We start from the raw sequence: 17,570 nt of genomic DNA, 5'->3' as shown, positions 1-17,570 counted from the left end.
TCACAGGCTCCCGGCGTTGTCGAGGAACAGGCAGGCGGCCAGCAGATCGGCGGCGCCGCCCGGTGAGGCATTCAGGTGCAGCAACTGCTGGTCCAGCCGGCGCAGCTGACGGCGCCCGGCCAGGGTGGCACTGCCACCCGCCTCCAGCACGGCACGGGCGCCCTGCTGGACCGTGGCCAGCCCTTGCGGCCCGGCACGCCAAAGCACACAGGTGTCGGCCAGGGCCGCCATGATCGCGAGCAAGGCATCGAGCCGTGCCTGGTTTTCACGGGCGCCGGCAGCGCGGCTGCGGTGCAGTTGCGGCAGGCCGTGAGTGATCACAGCAGGGAACCCCAACTGCGCCTGCTCACGGGCACCGCCGCTGCCATAGCGGCGCTGTATCTGCACACCATGGCTGTCTTCAGGGGTTGCGCCTGGGTCGTCGATCAGTGCAATGCGCCCGGCGCGGGCGGCCAATGCAGCGGGGCCGGCCTGGGCATCCAGCGCACTGGCGGCCACCAGCAGGCCCAAGGCCCAGATCGCGCCGCGGTGGGTGTTCACCCCGCCCGTGGTCGCCAGCATCGCCGCTTCGCCCTCACGGCCAATCCGGCCCAGGGCTGCGCGCAAGGGCACGCCGATCTCGCCAATGGCCTCGGCCGCTTCGGCCATCTGCCGCAGGCAGGGCCACAGGGCCAACGCCGAGGCATGCATCAACGCCAGCGTCATGTCCGTGTGGGCACCGTTGCTGCGACGGTCTACCAGGCCCGGTTTGGGCGACAGGTCGGCTTCGTCGATCAGCGCATCGACTGCCAGGTCGGCCAGGCGGTCGGCCAGGGGCAAGGTGTGCAGGTTGAGTGCTTTCATCACCAGCTCCTGAACCGTGCGGGCGGGTTGTACAGGCCGCCAGACCAGTCGACCAGGTCGGCAATACTGCGCGCGGCCAGCAGCTCGCGGCTGGCGTCGGTGCGGCGGATGCCGAGGTCTTCGGGCAATGCCACCAGGCCTTGCTGGCGCAGGCGTTGGGTGTCTTTGGGGTCGTGCCGCAGGCCAATGGCGGTGACGCCGGCTACGGCAGCGATCATCTGCCGGCGCTCTTCGAGGGTGCGCGCCTTGTACAGGTAGGCGATGCCTTCTTCGGTGAGCAGGTGCGTGACGTCATCGCCGTAGATCATCACAGGGGCCAGGGGCATGCCGGCTTTTTTCGCCACTTCGACCGCATCGAGGGTTTCGACGAAGGTGGGCTTGCCGCCCTCCTGATAGGTTTCGACCATCTGCACCACCAGCTTGCGGCCGCGCTCGAGCATTGTCTCGGGCACGGTCATGTCGAGCCAGGCCGGGGTTGCGTGGCGGCGGCCACGGGGGTCATGGCCCATGTTCGGCGCACCGCCAAAGCCGGCCAGGCGGCCGCGGGTTACAGTCGAGGAATGGCCATCGCCATCCACCTGCAAGGTGGCCCCGATGAACAGGTCGACGGCGTACTGCCCGGCCAGCTGGCACATCATGCGGTTGGAGCGCAGCGAGCCATCGCGGCCGGTGAAGAACACATCGGGGCGCTGGGCGATGTAGTCCTCCATGCCCAGTTCGGTGCCGAAGCAATGTACGCTTTCGACCCAGCCGGTCTCGATGGCGGGTATCAGGGTGGGGTGAGGGTTGAGTGTCCAGTTGCGGCAGATCTTGCCTTTCAGGCCCAGGGATTGGCCGTAGGTTGGCAAGATCAGTTCGATGGCTGCGGTGTTGAAGCCGATCCCGTGGTTCAGCGACTGCACCTGGTGTTTTTCATAGATGCCACGGATCGCCATCATCGCCATCAGCACATGCACCGGCTTGATGTGGCGCGGGTCGCGGGTAAACAGCGGCTCGATGTAGAACGGCTGGTCGGCGACCACCACGAAGTCGACCCAGGACGCAGGGATATCGACGCGCGGCAGGTCATCGACCCGATCCACCAGTTGGTTGACCTGGGCGATGACGATGCCATCGCTGAACGCGCAAGGCTCCACCAGGGCCGGGGTGTCTTCGGTGCTGGGGCCGGTATAGAGGTTGCCATCACGGTCGGCCATGAAGCCTGCGACCAGTGTCACGTTGGGGATAAGGTCGACCAGCAGCCGCGAGTAAAGCTCGATGTAGGTGTGGATGGCGCCGACTTCGAGCAGGCCGTCTTCCAGCAACTGCCCGATGCGCAGGCTTTGTGGCCCGGCGAACGAGAAGTCGAGCTTGCGGGCGATGCCACGCTCGAACAGGTCCAGGTGCTCGGCACGGCTGACGCTGGGCATGATCATGTGCAGGTCGTGCAGGCGCGCTGGGTCCACCTTGGCCAGTGAGCGCGAGAGGAAATCGGCCTGCTTCTGGTTGTTGCCTTCCAGTACCACCCGGTCTCCGGGGGCGAGCAACAGTTCCAGGGCCTCGACGATACGGTCGGTGGGCAGCACCACGCCGTCGGCGAGGTGGCGGGCCCGGTCGAGGCGGCGCTGCTTCTCGGCGCGCCGCCGCGACCATTGCGGCGGTGGATTCTTCGTTGTTGTCATGGTGACTCCACGGGTTCGCTGTCGTGGGGTCACCTTAGGGCGGTGCGGGCCTGGGCATCAATCAAGCTGGATGGGCAATCGTTACGCTAAGGTTAATAATTGAGGGCCTATCCACGCCCACCAGACCCTTTACAGACTGCTAGAGTGACAAAAATGCAGGACACCCCTGCAGATTTGCCGATTGTGCACGGCAAATTCGCATGACAGGATCCAGCTATCCTCCAGCGAACTCCAAACTTCACTTGGAAAATCAATAACAAAGCAGGGAGAACGCGATGACCGCGCATGCTCACACTTCGGCAACGGATCATGTCTTGGCCGAGGTCCGTAACCAGATTGGCCACCTCACCCTGAACCGCCCCGCCGGCCTCAATGCCCTCACCCTGGACATGGTCCGCAGCCTGCGCCAGCACTTGGACCAGTGGGCAGAAGACCCGCAGGTACGCGCCGTGGTGCTACGCGGCGAAGGGCCTAAAGGGTTCTGCGCCGGTGGCGATATCCGCTCGCTGCACGACAGCTACAAAAACGGCGACAACCTGCACGAAGACTTTTTCGTCGAGGAATACGCGCTCGACCTGTGCATCCATCACTACCGCAAACCGGTGCTGGTACTGATGGACGGCTTCACCCTCGGGGGCGGCATGGGCCTGGCTCAGGGGTGTGACCTGCGTGTGGTCACCGAACGCAGCCGGCTGGGCATGCCAGAGGTCGGCATCGGCTATTTCCCGGACGTTGGCGGCAGCTATTTCCTCCCGCGCATCCCGGGTGAACTGGGCATTTACCTCGGTGTTACCGGCAGCCAGATCCAGGCAGCCGATGCCCTCTATTGCGGGCTGGCCGACTGGTACCTGAGCAGCGACGCCCTCAGCGCCCTCGACCAGGGCCTGGACAAGCTGGCCTTCGGCGACCACCCGCTCAAGGACCTGCAAAGCCTGCTGGCCAAACTCGGCACCCAGGTACTGGACGACGCGCCACTGCAGAAGCTGCGCCCGGTCATCGACCACTTCTTCGCCCTCCCCGACCTGCCGGCGATCATCGAACAACTGCGCGCCGTGAGCATCGGCGACAGCCACCAGTGGGCCCTGGCCACCGCCGACCAGCTGGAAAGCCGCTCGCCACTGGCCATGGCGGTTACCCTGGAGATGCTGCGCCGCGGCCGCCACCTGGCGCTTGAAGCGTGCTTTGCCATGGAACTGCACCTGGACCGCCAGTGGTTCCAGTACGGCGATATCGTCGAGGGCGTGCGCGCCCTGATCATCGACAAGGACAAACAGCCGCGCTGGAACCCGCCGACCCTGGCCGGGCTCGAGCGCCGGCGGGTCGACCAATTCTTCGAAGGCCTGTGAGCCCGGGAGTACACAGATGCAAGACCTGGAACTGAGCGAAGAACAGATCATGATCCGCGACATGGCCCGGGATTTTTCCCGTGGCGAAATCGCGCCCCATGCCCAGGCCTGGGAAAAGGCCGGCTGGATCGATGATGGCGTGGTGCGCAAGATGGGCGAGTTGGGGCTGCTTGGCATGGTAGTGCCGGACACCTTTGGCGGCAGCTACACCGATTACGTTGCCTACGCCCTGGCCGTGGAAGAGATCGCCGCCGGTTGCGGCGCCACCGGGGCGATGATGAGCATTCACAACTCGGTGGGTTGCGGCCCGCTGCTGGCCTATGGCACTGCCGAGCAACAGCAGGCCTGGTTACCGCGCCTGGCCACTGGCGAGGTGATTGGCTGCTTCTGCCTGACCGAGCCGCAGGCGGGGTCCGAGGCCCACAACCTGCGCACGCGTGCTGAGCTGGTGAATGGCGAATGGGTGATCAACGGCGCCAAGCAGTTTGTCAGCAATGCCCGCCGCGCGGGCCTGGCGATTGTCTTCGCCGTGACCGACCCGGCGCTGGGCAAGAAGGGCCTGTCGGCCTTTCTGGTGCCTACGGACAAGCCAGGTTTCAAGGTTGAGCGCAGCGAGCACAAGATGGGCATCCGCGCCTCCGACACCTGCGCGGTGACCCTGGTCGACTGCCGCATCCCTGCCGCCAATATCCTCGGCGAGCGTGGCAAGGGGCTGGCCATCGCCCTGTCCAACCTCGAAGGGGGGCGTATCGGCATTGCCGCGCAAGCGTTGGGCATCGCCCGCGCCGCGTTCGAAGCGGCGCTGGCCTACTCGCGTGATCGGGTGCAGTTCGGCAAGCCGATCAACGAGCACCAGAGCATCGCCAACCTGCTGGCCGACATGCAGGTCCAGGTCAATGCCGCGCGCCTGCTGATCTTGCATGCGGCCCGCTTGCGCAGTGCCGGCAAGCCGTGCCTGTCGGAGGCTTCACAGGCCAAGCTGTTCGCCTCGGAAATGGCCGAGCGGGTGTGCTCCATGGCCATCCAGGTGCATGGCGGTTATGGTTACCTGGAGGACTACCCGGTAGAGCGCCATTATCGGGATGCACGTATCACGCAGATCTACGAGGGTTCGAGCGAGATCCAGCGGATGCTGATTGCGCGGGAGCTCAAGCATTATTCACTGTAACAGCCGGCTAGCGCGGCCGCTGATGGGGCGGCCGCGCAACCTGGCTCAGCGCCAGTAGCGCGCGTCATCCACTACCCGCGCATGCCCTTCGAACAGCGCGGGCAGTTGCTCCTTGAGGTAGTCGATCCAGGTACGCACCTTGGCATCCAGGTAGTGGCGCGACGGATAGATCGCATACAGCGCACTCTCACGCAGGCGATACGGCGCCAACAACCGGCGCAAACGCCCCTGCTCGATCGCCTGGCTGGCGGTGTAGAACGGCAGCAGCCCGATGCCCATGCCCAGCTCGCTGGCCAACAGCATCGCATCGGCCACGTTGGTGAGGAAGCTGTCGCGCGGTGCGATCACACAGTGATCGACACCTTGAGGGAACACCCAGTCGCCTTCGTACATCGGGTACGCCATGCGCAGGCAGCGATGCCCATGCAGGTCTTCCGGCCGCTCGGGCACGCCAAAGGTCTCCAGGTAACTGGGCGCCGCGCAGGGGATGCTGAAAATGTTGCCCAGCGGCACGGCGATCAGCTGCGAGTCCGGCAAGGCCTCGTCCACGGTGATCACCACGTCATGCCCTTCGGCCAAGGGGTCAGGGTTGCGCTGAGACAAGGTCAACTCGACCACCACCTCCGGGCACAGCGCATTGTAGCCCGCCACCAGCGGCATCAGCAGCAGGCCCAGGCCATGCGGGCAATGCAGGCGCAAACGCCCACGGGGGGTAAGGTGCGCACCGCGCGCCTCGCCGACGGCTTCTTCGGTCAGCAGCATGATTTGCCGCGCGCGCTCCAGAAACCGTTCGCCCGCCTCGCTCATGCGCAAACGGCGCGTGGTGCGGTGCAGCAGGCGGGTCTGTAGCTGGTTCTCTAGCTCGGCAACGATGCGCGACACCTGCGCCGCAGAAATGTCCAGGGCATTGGCGGCTGCGGCGAAGCTGCCGCATTCGACCACACGGGTGAAAGTACGCATGGCATGCAGCATGTCCATGGGGGGTGGGCTCCTTGATCGGGTCTTATTCTTACGTTCCAGGCAGGAATCTATCACGGCTTAGCCCATTTATTGTGGATCACCAATGAATACATCATTGGTAAAACATTGAAAAAGGAGCCTGCCATGAAACGTTCGATCACCGTCCTTGCCTTTGCCGCTACTCTCGCCTCATTCGGCGCCTTTGCCGACGCCGGCACACAGCAGCCGTCCGCCAGCACGGGCAACTACGAATACGGCATGCCGCTGGATGTCGCCAAAGTCATCTCCATCACCCCGGCCAGCAACGCTGCCGACTGCCAGGTCGGCACCGCGCACATGGTGTATGTCGACCACCAGGGCCGTACCCGCGAGATCAACTACCGGGAAATGGGCAACTGCTCGCAGCAGTGAGTCAGGCCAGTACCTGGGTGATCCAGCTGATCTGCCGGGCGAAATCGCGGCGCTTTTCCTCGGGTATCGCATCCCGAGCGCGTTCGAAGTTGGCCAACGTCTGCTGCTTCTGGCGCAGCATGCGCTGCCATTTGGTCACGAACGCCGGAGCTTTTTCACACATCAGCAGCGGGCCGAAGTACAGCTCTTCGGCGGTGTAAGCCACTGCCTCACAAGGTTCGGCGACGATGATTTCGTAGTCGAAGCGGTTTTCGCGCAATAACTCTTCACTGACGATCCGATAGCTGTTTTGCATCAGCCACCCGCGCAGTTCGCACTCATCACCGTTGGGTTGCAGGATCAGGCGCTCGCTGCCGCTCAAGCGATGCTTGCCGCGCTCTAGAATCTCGCACATGGTTTTACCGCCCATGCCGCAGAGGCTGACGGCCGAGATCCGGTCGGCCATTTCGATCGCGTCCAGCCCATCGGCCAGGCGAATGGTGATATGCGCCTCCAGGCCGTTGCGGCGCACGTTGCGCTGGGCCGAGGCAAAGGGCGTGTGCGCCACTTCACCGGCCACGCCTGCTTCGATGGCGCCACGCAGCATCAATGCTACCGGCAGATAACCATGGTCCGAGCCGATATCGGCCAGGCGCGCGCCTTGCGGCACATGCGCCGCCACGCGCTCCAGGCGCATGCAGAGTGTCTGTTCGTTCAACGTAAGCCCCTTGCTCGAAAACCGGGCGCGATTCTGACGACCACGGCGCGGCATTACAATGCGCAAAAGCCGAATGGCGCAGGTGGCGGCAAAGGCGGCGGCTATTTGCGCGCCTCCAGTATCAGGTTGAACGGTGTTTGTGTGGCGCGCCGGAACCGTGTGAACCCCGCCTCCTGGAACACCGCGCGTAACCGCGCCTCCCCGGCCTGGGCACCCAGCCCCAGCCCCACTTCCTGAGACAACGAGTTGGGCGTGCAGATAAACGTCGACGCCGCATAGAACAAGCGCCCGACCGGTGTCAGGTTGCCCTCCAGCGAGTCCTCGGCATAGGGTTCCACCAGCATTACCGTGCCGTCCGCCTTCAAGGCATCGTAGGCGTGCCGCGCAGCGCCCACCGGGTCACCCATGTCGTGCAGGCAATCGAAGAAACACACCAGGTCATGGTCGTGACCTGGGTAGTTTTTCGCCGTGGCCTGCTGAAAACTCACCCGTGCGCCCAAACCTGCCTCGTCAGCCCGTTGGTTGGCGGTGGTGATGGAGGGCGCGTGATAGTCGTAACCGACAAAGGTCGATGCCGGAAACGCCTGGGCCATGACCAACGTCGAGGCGCCATGGCCACAGCCCACATCGGCCACCTTGGCGCCCGCCTGCAGCTTGGCCACCACCCCCTCCAGCGCCGGCAGCCACTCGGCCACCAGGAACGTTCGGTAGCCCGGCCGGAAGAACCGTTCGGTGCCGCTGAACATGCACGGGTGATGGTCGCCCCAGGCCAGTGCGCCGTCGCCACGCATGGCCGCGACCAGCTTGTCCTTGTCGTGGAACAAGGCGGCCACCACCGCCGCGCCACCGGCCATGTAGGCCGGGGAGTCTTCGAGCGCCAAGGCCATCGCCTGTTCTTCGGGCAGTACGAAACTGCCCTTGTCGTGAACCATGTAGCCCGACGCCGCTTGGGCATTGAGCCATTCACGGACCAGCCGCGGGTGGCAGCCGGTCTTTGCCGCGAGCGCTTCGGGCGTGGTCGGCTGGCTGTCGGCCATCGCCCGGTACAACCCGAGTTCGTCACCCAGGATGACATTGGCCAGGGTCGCCGCAGCGCCCATGTCACCCACCAGCTTGCCCATGAATTCGTGAAGCCGTGCCTCGTCCATGACCTGCCCTCCTCTGCAAGAAGGCCACCGTCGACAGGGGAAGTCCGGGTCCGAGGGGGCGGTGGTCCGGGGAATGGTGTCGCGCACCGCGACATTCGCCGTGACGTGCTGTATGTAAGTGTAGAATTGTGCGCGTACTTGTGGGGGCCGGCTTACCGGCCCCACGCGGGGTTGTGGATGCCTGGAGATTGTATTCGGGGCCACCAAGTGCCTGGCTTGTCATTTTCAGCGCCTATCAGATCGAGCGCCGCCCACGCGGCGCTCGATCTCCGTCCCACCTCCAAACCTAAGACAGGCACCTATCAAATAACGATGGATAACCCTACTTTTCGTACAGAACCTAAGAGGCCACTGCGGCCATAACATCTCTGACAGCGTTATGGCGCGACACCTGGGGTTTCACCATCCGACGGCGGATTCAGCTGCAGCACCTCATTGGTATACGTCCACTCCTGCTGCACCTTGTCAGGATGCTCGTTCAGGCGGATGCCATAGGACGGCACGATCTGTTTGATCTTCGCCTGCCAGGCCGCTGAAGCCACCTTGTCCTTGAACACCTTGTTCAACACATCCAGCATGATCGGTGGCGCAGTCGAGGCGCCAGGCGATGCCCCCAGCAGGCCGGCGATGCTGCCGTCCTTGGACGTGACGACTTCGGTACCCAGCTTGAGCACACCACCCTGGGCCTCGTCTTTCTTGATGATCTGCACACGCTGGCCGGCTTGCCACAGGCGCCAGTCTTCCTTCCTGGCTTCGGGGAAGTAGGTGCGCAGCGCTTCGAAGCGGTCATCGTCGGACTGCAAGACCTGACCGACCAGGTACTGCACCAGGTCGAACTCGCGCACCCCTACCCTGACCATCGGCCAGGCGTTGTGAACACTGGCGCTGGCGAACAGGTCAAGCAACGAACCCTGCTTGAGGAACTTGGTCGAGAAGGTAGCGAACGGGCCGAACAGAATCATGCGTTTGCCATCGAGCACACGGGTATCCAGGTGCGGCACCGACATGGGCGGGGCGCCGCTCGCCGCAATTCCGTAGGCCTTGGCCATATGGCGCTGGGCAATGGCCGGGTTGTCGGTTACCAGGAACGACCCCCCCACCGGGAAGCCGGCATAGTCCTTGGCTTCATCGATACCGGACTTCTGCAACAGCGGCAGCGCCGCGCCCCCCGCACCGATGAACAGGAACTTGGCATCGGTGGCGGCCTGGCTGCCGTCCTTCAGGTTCTTGTACTCTACATGCCAGGAGCCATCTTCGTTACGGGTAATGTCCTGGACCTCGGTCGACAGCTTGAGGTCGAAGTTCGGCCGGGTCTGCAGGTAGCCCACGTACTGCCGGGTGATCTCACCAAAGTTGACGTCGGTGCCGATCGGCGTCCAGGTCACGGCCAGTTTCTGGTTGGGGTCGCGCCCCTCCATCATCAAAGGCACCCACTTGCGGATCTGTTCGTGGTCTTCGGAATACTGCATCGGCTTGAACAGCGGGCTGGCTTGCAGCGCTTCGTAGCGCTTTTTCAGGAAGCGGATATTGTCGTCACCCCAGACAAAGCTCATGTGCGGAGTGGTATTGATGAATGAGTGGGGGTTCTTCAACACGCCCTGCTTGACCTGCCAGGCAAGAAACTGTCGGGTCACCTGGAACGACTCGTTGATCTCCACCGCCTTGCTGATGTCGATCTTGCCATCCTTCTCTGGCGTGTAGTTCAGCTCTGCCAGGGCCGAGTGGCCGGTACCGGCGTTGTTCCAGCCGTTGGAGCTTTCTTCGGCCACCTTGTCCAGGCGCTCGACCATCTCCATCGACCAGCCTGGCTCCAGCTCATTGAGCCAGACAGCCAGGGTCGAACTCATGATGCCGCCGCCCACCAGCAGCACATCGACCTTCTTGGTTTCAGCCGCCTGGGCATTGAGCATGCCCATCGCCAGCGCCAGGCCGGCCAGCGCCCACTTCGCATCGATCGTGATTTTCATGTCCTCTCCCGCACGCCTCGTAGCTGTCCGTAAAGTCCAGCACAAGCTTAGCTGAGGGTTTTACTGGGGCACCTCGATCACTGGGGCTTGCAATCAGGCCGCGCTCAAAATACTGTATGAATATTCAGTGTTTCGAGTCAGCCACCATGCAGCTCATCGCCAAACTCGGCATTCTCGCCGACGCCGCCAAGTACGATGCTTCCTGCGCCAGCAGCGGGGCGCCCAAGCGCAGCTCGCGCGGCGGCGACGGCCTGGGCGCCACCAATGGCATGGGCATCTGCCACAGCTATACGCCGGACGGCCGCTGCGTGTCGCTACTCAAGGTGCTGCTGACCAACTTCTGCCTGTATGACTGCCAGTACTGCGTCAACCGCCGCTCCAGCAACGTACCGCGGGCGCGCTTCACCCCGGAAGAAGTGGTGCGCCTGACCCTGGACTTCTACCGGCGCAACTGCATCAGCGGCCTGTTCCTCAGCTCAGGCATCATCCGCTCGGCCGACTACACCATGGAACAACTGATCCGCGTGGCACGGTTGCTGCGCGACGAGCACAACTTCCGCGGCTACATCCACCTCAAGACCATACCCGACGCCGACCCGCTGCTGATCGAGGAAGCCGGGCACCTGGCCGACCGCCTGAGCGTCAACATCGAGCTGCCGACCGATGCCAGCCTCAAACGCCTGGCGCCGGAGAAACACGCGCACACCATCCGCCAGGCCATGGCAGTCATCCACCAAGGCCAGCAAGCCGTGGCCAATGAGCCGAAGGCGCCGCGCTTCACGCCCGCCGGGCAAAGTACCCAGGTCATCGTCGGCGCCGACGCCACCGATGACAGCACGCTGCTGCGCAATGCCGAGTCGCTGTACCAGGGTTACGGCCTCAAGCGTGTGTACTACTCGGCCTTCAGCCCGATCCCCGACAGCCCGGGCAGCGTGCCCCTGGCGGCGCCGCCGCTGTTGCGTGAGCACCGCCTGTACCAGGCCGACTTCCTGCTGCGTGGCTATGGCTACAAGGCCGGCGAACTGCTGGGCCATAGCGGCAACCTGGCACTGGACATCGACCCCAAGCTGGCCTGGGCGCTGGCCAATCGCGAAGTCTTTCCGCTGGATGTTAACCGCGCCGAACCGGCCTTGCTGGCACGTATCCCGGGCATCGGCCTGCGCAGCGTGCAGCGCCTGGTGGCGCTGCGCCGTGAACGGCGCATCCGCTATGACGACTTGATCCAACTGCGCTGCGTACTGGACAAGGCCCGGCCGTTCATTGTCACCAGCGACTACCGCCCGGCCCAGGCCGAACTGCGCAGCGGCCTGCTGCGCGAACGCCTGCGCGAGCCACAAGCGCCTGTGCAGATGGGGTTGTGGGGGTGATCGCGCTCGACTGTGATAACCACTTCGCCACCTGGCGTGACCAAGCCCGAACGCTGCTCGGCCATGGCATCGACCCGGCCGAGGTGACCTGGTCGCAAGGCCCTATCGATGATCTGCTGGCCGTGCCGGCACCGCTGCCTGAAGGCCCTGGCCCGTTTCGCGGCAAAGTGCCGGCGGCGTTACTGAGCCAGTTGGCACAGGCCGCTTGCTATCGCGGCGCGCAACGCTGGAACCTGCTGTACGAAGTGCTCTGGCGCGTCGCCCATGGCGATCGCACCGCCATGCTCGCGGGCGACCGCCTGGGCAGTGAGCTGCACCGGCGGATCAAACAAGTCAGCCGTGAGGCGCACCACCTGCATGCTTTCGTGCGCTTCGTCCCCCTGCCCGAGGCGTTGGCCGAGCGACTGCAGCTGGACCTGGTCGCCTATCACGAGCCCGCCCACGACATCCTGCACGATGCCAGTGCGCACTTTGCCGACCGCCTGGGCCGACAACGCTGGTTGATCGCCACACCCACCGATGGCATCCGCTTCGACGGCCAGGCCTTCGACTACCGCCGCCACTGCCCCGATGACTGGCGGCAATGGGCACGCCATGCCGATGATCCCGGCGCCGAACTGTGGCGCACCTATTATCGCCACACCTTCAACCCTGCCCGCCTCAACCCGGACGCGCTGCGCCTGCATATGCCCGGGCGGTTCTGGCGGCATTTGCCGGAAGGCATGCTGATACCTCAGCTTGAAGGCCTGGCACGGCAGGGCAAACAGCGGGATGGGCAGGCGCTGGAAGTGGCCTCGCAGCGCGGCAAACGGATTTGCAGAGGTGAGTAGCGCACGTGCTTACCGCACCCATTTTCAACGGCATGATCGAACATGGGGTCTTTGCAGGCACGTCTGAACGCAGCGTGGAACTGTTAGTTTTGCCAGTAGCAGCACCCAGTAAGGCACGCCTATGATCGCCGCAAAGTTCGCCATGGTTCGGCTCGATAAGGACTGTCTCTTGAGCCCCTATCAAGGCCCCGTCTGCGCATCATCAGGAAGATTCCATGTCGATCAGAACGTGCATTCTTGCTGCCGCAGCTACGGCGCTGTTCTTCGTCGCAACGCCTTCAATTGCCACAGAAGCGCCCTTCTCGCGCACCCTTTTTCTGGGCGACAGTTACACCGACAGTGGCTATTACCGGCCGTTGCTACCTCCTGGGGTTCAAGCTGGGCTAGGTAAGTTGACCACCAATCCGGGCAAGGTCTGGTCAGAGCATTTGGCTGACCACTATGGTGTGGATGCAAGCGCCAACGGCAATGGCCAGACGGGCGACAATTACGCTGCGGGTGGTGCGCGAGTGAGCATGCCGGCGGCCGGTGAACTTGGGCCGATCCCCTCGTTGACAGACCAGCTGGCTCAGTACTTTTCGACCACTGGTGGTGTCGCGCGCTTTACGGTGGGTTGAGGCAGGCTGGCTTGGCGTTCATTCCCCTGGATGCGTTCAGCTTCATGCAAACGCTGGCAGGCAACCCCGACAGCTATGGTTTCACCAATGTCACTGATGCGGCCTGCGGACGAAAATTGGCGTTGATCTGCGGCCCGGCGGACTACGTCGTCCCCAACGCGGATATGACCTACCTGTTTGCGGACGATGTGCACTTGAGCACAGCCGCTAATCAAATGCTCGGGCAGTACGCCATTTCGGTGCTCGAAGCCCGTACGATCAAAAGGTTGACTCGGCCGTGGGTCGAATTGGTTGGCAGGCCCGTCTACGAGCAAGTCGTTTTGAGCCTTATGCACAGATCACCTACGATCAGGAGTTTGAAGGCAGCAAGCAGGCTAACGCATGGCTGCAAACCGTACCTGGAGCTGGCCCGTATCGAGTGCCGGGGCTGGAGTTCGACCGTTACTACGTGACTGCGCTGCTGGGGGTGCGGGTAGTGTTAGGCGATGTCAGCGCCAGTATCGGAGTTACAACGACCACCCTGCAGAGGGAGGCCCAGGACGCCAGCTTGTTTGCGAGTTTCAGTGGCAGCTTTTGAGCGATGTGTGGACAGTCTGCATCTAGCCAGGTGTAACGCACACAAAAGCGGTTGGTGGAACTATGTCATACCAATGAGGTACCTGAGCGAGGGCATAAGCAGGATGCTTCCTGATACAGGCGAGCGACTAGACCCTCGGCAATAGCGATGGCCTGTCACTCAACCCACCCAGCAATCAAGCAAACAACCGGGCCAGGCACCCCAGCTTCTTCTTGTACGACCGCCGTGCCTCCAACGCCTGCTCCAGGCTCACCGCCAAGAACCGCGCCTGCTGATTGGGCTGCATCTGCCCGATCAGGTCCAGGTCGGCGCTGATCACCGTGCCGATCATGGCATACCCGCCGCCCGACACCGCATCGCGGTGCAGAATGATCGGCTCCAGCCCCGCTGGCACCTGGATCGAACCGATCGGGTAGCAGCTGTCGACGATGTTCGAGGGGTCCGAGCCTGCGCCAAACGGCTGCTCACGTGGCTGGAAGCTCAATGCGCTAGCGCCCTTGTAGCGGTAGCCGATACGGTCCGCCTCGGAGCCGACGGTCCACGCCTGAGTGAAGAAGCTCTGCGCCGCCGCGTCGGTCAGGCGATGGAAATACAACCCCGGCACCACCCGCACTACCACCTCGCCACCCAGCGCCTGGCGCAGGGCCATCGGCAGGCTCGCGCCAGCCCGCGTCTTGCCGCTGGGCACACCGACCGGCAATACATCACCCGCCATCAACTTGCGCCCGTGCAGCCCGCCCAACGCACCCAGGGCGTAGGTCGAACGGCTGCCGAGCACTTCGGGTACATCGATACCGCCGGCCACGGCCAGGTACGCCCGGGCACCTGCGGTGGGGAAGCCGAAACGCAACACCTGCCCTGCCCTGACCGCGAACGCGGTGTCGGGGCGCTGCTCACGGTCGTCGAGCAAGGCGGGCATCTGCGCTCCGCATACCGCCACCAGCGCATCATGCTGGAACTCAAGCTCTGGCCCCATCAGCGCGCATTCCAGCCCTGCTGCACCTGCCGGGTTGCCGACCAGATGGTTGGCGGCGCTCAGGGCATATTGGTCGAGCGCCCCGGACGGCGGAATGCCCAAGTGGTAATAGCCTTCGCGACCAAGGTCCTGTACCGAGGTGGCCAGGCCGGGTTTGAGTACCTTGATCATGCCAGCACCTCCTGCAGCGTCTTGGGGTAGCCGACCGGGTCGGCGAGGAAGGCATCCAGGGAAAACGTCACCGGGCGAATGCGCAGGTTGAAGTGGCCCTCCTCTACATCCGCAACGGCCTGGTCATAGGTTCGGCGGTCGATAGGCTTGAACTGCACGATGTCCCCAGGGCGGAAGAACACCATGTGCGCCTTGAGGTAGGCCAGAGTCTGCTGCGGGTCGTAGATCGGTGCCGGGGTAACGCCGAACATCTGATAGCCGCCCGCCCCGCGCACCGAGTAGATGCACCCGAAGCAACCGCCATGGCCGAGGGTCAGTTTGGGTGTGTCGGTACGCGGACGCAGGTACTTGGGCACCTGCAACTGCCGCTCGCGCTCGACCATCTGGAACATGAACGGCAGGCCGGCAACGAAGCCGACCATCGACACGAACCAGGGCGCGCCACTGTGCGCGGCAATGAACGCCTCGACATCGGCCAGGCCGTTGACCCGCGCCGCATACTCAAGGTCCGTGCTGCTCGGGTCCTGGTGACGGTCACGAAAACGCATCAGGGTTTCGTGGGTCCACGGGTCGTTGTACAGCACCGGGATTTCGATGATGCGGGTCTGCAGCGAGCGCTCCGCCACCGCCTCTGCCTCGGCGCCGCGTACGGCTTCGAGCAGGGCCTGGGGGGCAATGCGGTCAGGGTCGAAGCGGATCTGGAACGAGGCATTGGCCAGGCATACGTCGAGTACGCCCTGCAGGCCAAGTCGCTCCACCGCGCGGGTGACGGCCATGCCCTTGAAGAAGGCCTCCAGCGACATGCTGTCACTGACTTCGGCAAACAGGTGCTCGTCGGCACCGAAGCTGTAGCGGATCGGGGTTGAAGCAACCGGCTCGGCCATGACTGTTCCTTTTCTTGGAATCTTTATAGAAAGGCAGGCGAAAACAACTCAATGCAACGGCCCCGGCCTTTGAGCGCCGGGTGCCGATAAAACTCAGCGTGGCGCACGCACCTCGATACCCGCCCGATCGAGCGCCTGGCGCGTGGCCTCGACCAGGTCGAGCGCCCCTGGGGTATCGCTGTGCAGGCAAATGGAATCGAACTCGATGGCCAGGTCCTGCCCCTCTACCGTGCGCACCAGGCCTTGCTGGCAAGCCCGCAGCACACGCTCAGCGACGGCCTTGGGGTCATGGCCGCGCACGTTGCGGGTGAACACGATAGAGCCGCTCATGTCGTACTCGCGGTCGGCATAGAACTCGCGGATCACCGGCTGCCCGAGTGCCTGGGCGACACGGCAGGTCACCGAGCCCGGCATGCAGTACAGCAGCAACTGCGGTTCGATCACACGCAGGTTCTGCACCAGCAGCCGTGCAGCCTCTTCATCGCGCGCCAAGTGCATGTACAACGCGCCGTGGGGCTTGATGTGTTGCAGCGTCACCCCCTGGGCACGGGCGATTTCACGCAGCGCGCCCAGTTGGTAAAGCATGTCGTCGACCAACTCCTGGGCCGGGGCATTGATGTGTCGCCGGCCGAAACCGACCAGGTCACGAAAGCCCGGGTGTGCCCCGACCGCCACCCCTAGCGCCTTGGCCCGCTCGACAGTTCGGCGCATGGTGCCCGGGTCGCCGGCATGGAAGCCAGTCGCAATGTTGGCCGAGCTGATGAAAGCCATCAACGCCTCGTCGACGCCGTCACCAATGGTCCACGGGCCGAAGCCCTCTCCCATGTCCGAATTGAAATCCACCACCTGCATGAATGTATCTCCTGGTGCTTGTGACTGCCTGAAAGCCACGTTAGATTCTCCTCACCCCCTTGGGAAGATCTATAAACAGATAGGGTGTCTTCTGAAAATCAGATACACAGGGAGCCTACTTTGTCACTGACCCTGCGCCAGGTCCGCTACTTCGTCGCCACTGCCGAGATCGGCCAGATTTCCCAGGCGGCGATCCATCTGAACATCTCTCAATCGGCCGTGACCACGGCGATCAAGGAACTGGAGGCGATACTCGGTGTGCTGCTGTTCCAGCGCTCGGCCCAGGGTATGAGCCTGACCGAGGCTGGCCGGCATTTTCTCAACCGGGCCTATGTGATTCTGCGCAGCGTGGACGACGCGCTGAACAGCCCGCTGCCTGACGTGCGCGCCAGCGGCCTGCTGCGCCTGGCCGCCAGCTATACCGTGATGGGCTACTTCCTGCCGCACCACCTGCAACGGCTGGCACACTGGCATCCGGACGTGACCCTGCACGTGCATGAACAGGAGCGCAGCGCCATCGAACAGGGCCTGCTTGAGGGCCGTTTCGACATGGCTGTGGTGCTCACCGCCAACCTCACCCACCCGGACATCGTCTCGGAAACCCTCTTCAACTCCGAACGCCGACTGTGGCTGCCCGGCCACCATCCGCTGTGCGAGCGCTCTGCGGTGAGCCTGGCGGATGTGGCCGGCGAACCGTTCATTCTGCTGACCGTGGACGAGGCCGAACAAAGCGCCATGCGCTACTGGGAGCAGGCCGGGCAGCGGCCCAGCGTGCGCGTGCGGACCAGCTCGGTGGAGGCCGTGCGCAGCATGGTGGCCAATGGCAGCGGCGTGGCGATCCTCTCCGACCTGGTGCACAGGCCCTGGTCGCTGGAAGGCAAGCGGATCGAGACGGTGACCATCAGCGACCCGGTGACGCCGATGAGCGTGGGCCTGGCCTGGCACCGCGAGCGGGCGTTCAGCCCGGCCATGCAGGCGTTGCGCAACTACTTCCACAGTGCGTTTCTGGCACCGCAGCAGCTGTCGGCGCGGCGCTGACCCTTTTCCCCCTGGGAACACGCCGCGCAGGCATTGCGAACGTTCCGCGTGCGAAGC

Annotated in this window: 17 protein-coding genes; 8 read left to right on the top strand and 9 right to left on the bottom strand. The window is 63.9% G+C overall.

All coding sequences use genetic code 11. The annotated features are described in order from the left end of the window. Entirely contained in the window at positions 1–843 is an 843-nt protein-coding gene (locus DJ563_RS05665) for a triphosphoribosyl-dephospho-CoA synthase (RefSeq protein WP_434519001.1), read from the bottom strand. Continuing rightward, positions 843–2,504 (bottom strand): malonate decarboxylase subunit alpha, encoded by a 1,662-nt coding sequence (gene mdcA, locus DJ563_RS05660; RefSeq protein ID WP_274100242.1) that lies wholly within the window; start codon positions 2,502–2,504, stop codon positions 843–845. Before mdcA ends, DJ563_RS05665 begins: the two co-directional genes overlap by 1 nt. A 275-nt stretch (positions 2,505–2,779) precedes the next feature. On the opposite strand from mdcA, the gene DJ563_RS05655 reads away from it, so the two are divergent. Both DJ563_RS05655 and DJ563_RS05650 read left to right on the top strand, forming a co-directional pair. Then, positions 2,780–3,850, top strand: coding sequence for an enoyl-CoA hydratase/isomerase family protein (locus DJ563_RS05655; protein ID WP_274100243.1), 1,071 nt, complete (start codon positions 2,780–2,782; stop codon positions 3,848–3,850). 16 nt (positions 3,851–3,866) lie between these two features. Beyond that, on the top strand, positions 3,867–5,018 hold the full coding sequence (locus tag DJ563_RS05650) for an acyl-CoA dehydrogenase family protein (protein ID WP_434519000.1): 1,152 nt from the start codon (positions 3,867–3,869) through the stop codon (positions 5,016–5,018). 45 nt (positions 5,019–5,063) lie between these two features. On the opposite strand, the gene DJ563_RS05645 is transcribed toward DJ563_RS05650, so the two are convergent. After that, complete coding sequence (locus DJ563_RS05645) at positions 5,064–5,996, bottom strand: LysR family transcriptional regulator (protein ID WP_186659223.1); 933 nt, start codon at positions 5,994–5,996, stop codon at positions 5,064–5,066. A gap of 126 nt (positions 5,997–6,122) precedes the next feature. Between DJ563_RS05645 and DJ563_RS05640 the strand changes: the two genes are divergently transcribed. Continuing rightward, a complete protein-coding gene (locus tag DJ563_RS05640) occupies positions 6,123–6,389 on the top strand; it encodes a DUF2790 domain-containing protein (protein WP_274100244.1) in 267 nt (88 codons plus the stop codon). 1 nt (position 6,390) lies between these two features. On the opposite strand, the gene DJ563_RS05635 is transcribed toward DJ563_RS05640, so the two are convergent. The 3 genes from DJ563_RS05635 to mqo form a co-directional block, all read right to left on the bottom strand. Then, positions 6,391–7,086 (bottom strand): tRNA (adenine(22)-N(1))-methyltransferase, encoded by a 696-nt coding sequence (locus DJ563_RS05635; RefSeq protein ID WP_434518999.1) that lies wholly within the window; start codon positions 7,084–7,086, stop codon positions 6,391–6,393. 101 nt (positions 7,087–7,187) lie between these two features. Beyond that, positions 7,188–8,234 carry a class I SAM-dependent methyltransferase gene (locus tag DJ563_RS05630; protein ID WP_434518998.1) on the bottom strand — a complete coding sequence of 349 codons (1,047 nt, stop codon included), beginning with the start codon at positions 8,232–8,234 and terminating at the stop codon, positions 7,188–7,190. A 377-nt stretch (positions 8,235–8,611) separates the two neighbouring features. Further along, the gene (mqo, locus tag DJ563_RS05625; RefSeq protein ID WP_434518997.1) at positions 8,612–10,201 is read right to left on the bottom strand and encodes a malate dehydrogenase (quinone); all 1,590 of its coding nucleotides are present in this window, start codon (positions 10,199–10,201) and stop codon (positions 8,612–8,614) included. A gap of 146 nt (positions 10,202–10,347) precedes the next feature. Here mqo and DJ563_RS05620 point away from each other — a divergent pair, with 146 nt between their 5' ends. The 4 genes from DJ563_RS05620 to DJ563_RS05605 all read left to right on the top strand — a co-directional run bounded on the left by DJ563_RS05620 (position 10,348) and on the right by DJ563_RS05605 (position 13,467). Continuing rightward, positions 10,348–11,568 (top strand): putative DNA modification/repair radical SAM protein, encoded by a 1,221-nt coding sequence (locus DJ563_RS05620; protein WP_274099848.1) that lies wholly within the window; start codon positions 10,348–10,350, stop codon positions 11,566–11,568. After that, entirely contained in the window at positions 11,559–12,398 is an 840-nt protein-coding gene (locus tag DJ563_RS05615) for a TIGR03915 family putative DNA repair protein (protein WP_033697553.1), read from the top strand. The genes DJ563_RS05620 and DJ563_RS05615 overlap by 10 nt, the downstream gene beginning before the upstream one ends. A gap of 215 nt (positions 12,399–12,613) precedes the next feature. Continuing rightward, positions 12,614–13,015, top strand: a complete 402-nt coding sequence (locus DJ563_RS05610; protein ID WP_434518996.1) for an SGNH/GDSL hydrolase family protein — start codon at positions 12,614–12,616, stop codon at positions 13,013–13,015. An 11-nt stretch (positions 13,016–13,026) separates the two neighbouring features. Further along, on the top strand, positions 13,027–13,467 hold the full coding sequence (locus tag DJ563_RS05605) for a hypothetical protein (RefSeq protein ID WP_434518995.1): 441 nt from the start codon (positions 13,027–13,029) through the stop codon (positions 13,465–13,467). A gap of 300 nt (positions 13,468–13,767) precedes the next feature. On the opposite strand, the gene DJ563_RS05600 is transcribed toward DJ563_RS05605, so the two are convergent. The 3 genes from DJ563_RS05600 to DJ563_RS05590 all read right to left on the bottom strand — a co-directional run bounded on the left by DJ563_RS05600 (position 13,768) and on the right by DJ563_RS05590 (position 16,475). After that, positions 13,768–14,739, bottom strand: a complete 972-nt coding sequence (locus DJ563_RS05600) for a biotin-dependent carboxyltransferase family protein (RefSeq protein WP_434518994.1) — start codon at positions 14,737–14,739, stop codon at positions 13,768–13,770. Further along, positions 14,736–15,623 carry a 5-oxoprolinase subunit B family protein gene (locus tag DJ563_RS05595; RefSeq protein ID WP_274099851.1) on the bottom strand — a complete coding sequence of 296 codons (888 nt, stop codon included), beginning with the start codon at positions 15,621–15,623 and terminating at the stop codon, positions 14,736–14,738. Before DJ563_RS05595 ends, DJ563_RS05600 begins: the two co-directional genes overlap by 4 nt. Positions 15,624–15,716: 93 nt before the next feature. Then, positions 15,717–16,475, bottom strand: coding sequence for a 5-oxoprolinase subunit PxpA (locus DJ563_RS05590; RefSeq protein ID WP_434518993.1), 759 nt, complete (start codon positions 16,473–16,475; stop codon positions 15,717–15,719). A 120-nt stretch (positions 16,476–16,595) separates the two neighbouring features. Here DJ563_RS05590 and DJ563_RS05585 point away from each other — a divergent pair, with 120 nt between their 5' ends. Next, positions 16,596–17,513, top strand: coding sequence for a LysR family transcriptional regulator (locus DJ563_RS05585; protein WP_274099852.1), 918 nt, complete (start codon positions 16,596–16,598; stop codon positions 17,511–17,513). Positions 17,514–17,570: the final 57 nt, after the last annotated feature.

The organism is Pseudomonas sp. NFX1 (assembly GCF_051123555.1).
Taxonomy (GTDB): domain Bacteria; phylum Pseudomonadota; class Gammaproteobacteria; order Pseudomonadales; family Pseudomonadaceae; genus Aquipseudomonas; species Aquipseudomonas capeferrum.
This window is presented reverse-complemented; position numbering and strand designations above follow the sequence as displayed.

What these genes read in the sequence shown, in the direction of transcription:
- DJ563_RS05620 (WP_274099848.1), top strand. Translation starts at nt 10,348, where the DNA reads ATGCAGCTCATCGCCAAACTCGGCATTCTCGCCGACGCCGCCAAGTAC.
- DJ563_RS05600 (WP_434518994.1), bottom strand. Translation starts at nt 14,739, where the DNA reads ATGATCAAGGTACTCAAACCCGGCCTGGCCACCTCGGTACAGGACCTT.
- DJ563_RS05665 (WP_434519001.1), bottom strand. Translation starts at nt 843, where the DNA reads ATGAAAGCACTCAACCTGCACACCTTGCCCCTGGCCGACCGCCTGGCC.
- mqo (WP_434518997.1), bottom strand. Translation starts at nt 10,201, where the DNA reads ATGAAAATCACGATCGATGCGAAGTGGGCGCTGGCCGGCCTGGCGCTG.
- mdcA (WP_274100242.1), bottom strand. Translation starts at nt 2,504, where the DNA reads ATGACAACAACGAAGAATCCACCGCCGCAATGGTCGCGGCGGCGCGCC.
- DJ563_RS05590 (WP_434518993.1), bottom strand. Translation starts at nt 16,475, where the DNA reads ATGCAGGTGGTGGATTTCAATTCGGACATGGGAGAGGGCTTCGGCCCG.
- DJ563_RS05630 (WP_434518998.1), bottom strand. Translation starts at nt 8,234, where the DNA reads ATGGACGAGGCACGGCTTCACGAATTCATGGGCAAGCTGGTGGGTGAC.
- DJ563_RS05655 (WP_274100243.1), top strand. Translation starts at nt 2,780, where the DNA reads ATGACCGCGCATGCTCACACTTCGGCAACGGATCATGTCTTGGCCGAG.
- DJ563_RS05640 (WP_274100244.1), top strand. Translation starts at nt 6,123, where the DNA reads ATGAAACGTTCGATCACCGTCCTTGCCTTTGCCGCTACTCTCGCCTCA.
- DJ563_RS05645 (WP_186659223.1), bottom strand. Translation starts at nt 5,996, where the DNA reads ATGGACATGCTGCATGCCATGCGTACTTTCACCCGTGTGGTCGAATGC.
- DJ563_RS05610 (WP_434518996.1), top strand. Translation starts at nt 12,614, where the DNA reads ATGTCGATCAGAACGTGCATTCTTGCTGCCGCAGCTACGGCGCTGTTC.
- DJ563_RS05595 (WP_274099851.1), bottom strand. Translation starts at nt 15,623, where the DNA reads ATGGCCGAGCCGGTTGCTTCAACCCCGATCCGCTACAGCTTCGGTGCC.
- DJ563_RS05650 (WP_434519000.1), top strand. Translation starts at nt 3,867, where the DNA reads ATGCAAGACCTGGAACTGAGCGAAGAACAGATCATGATCCGCGACATG.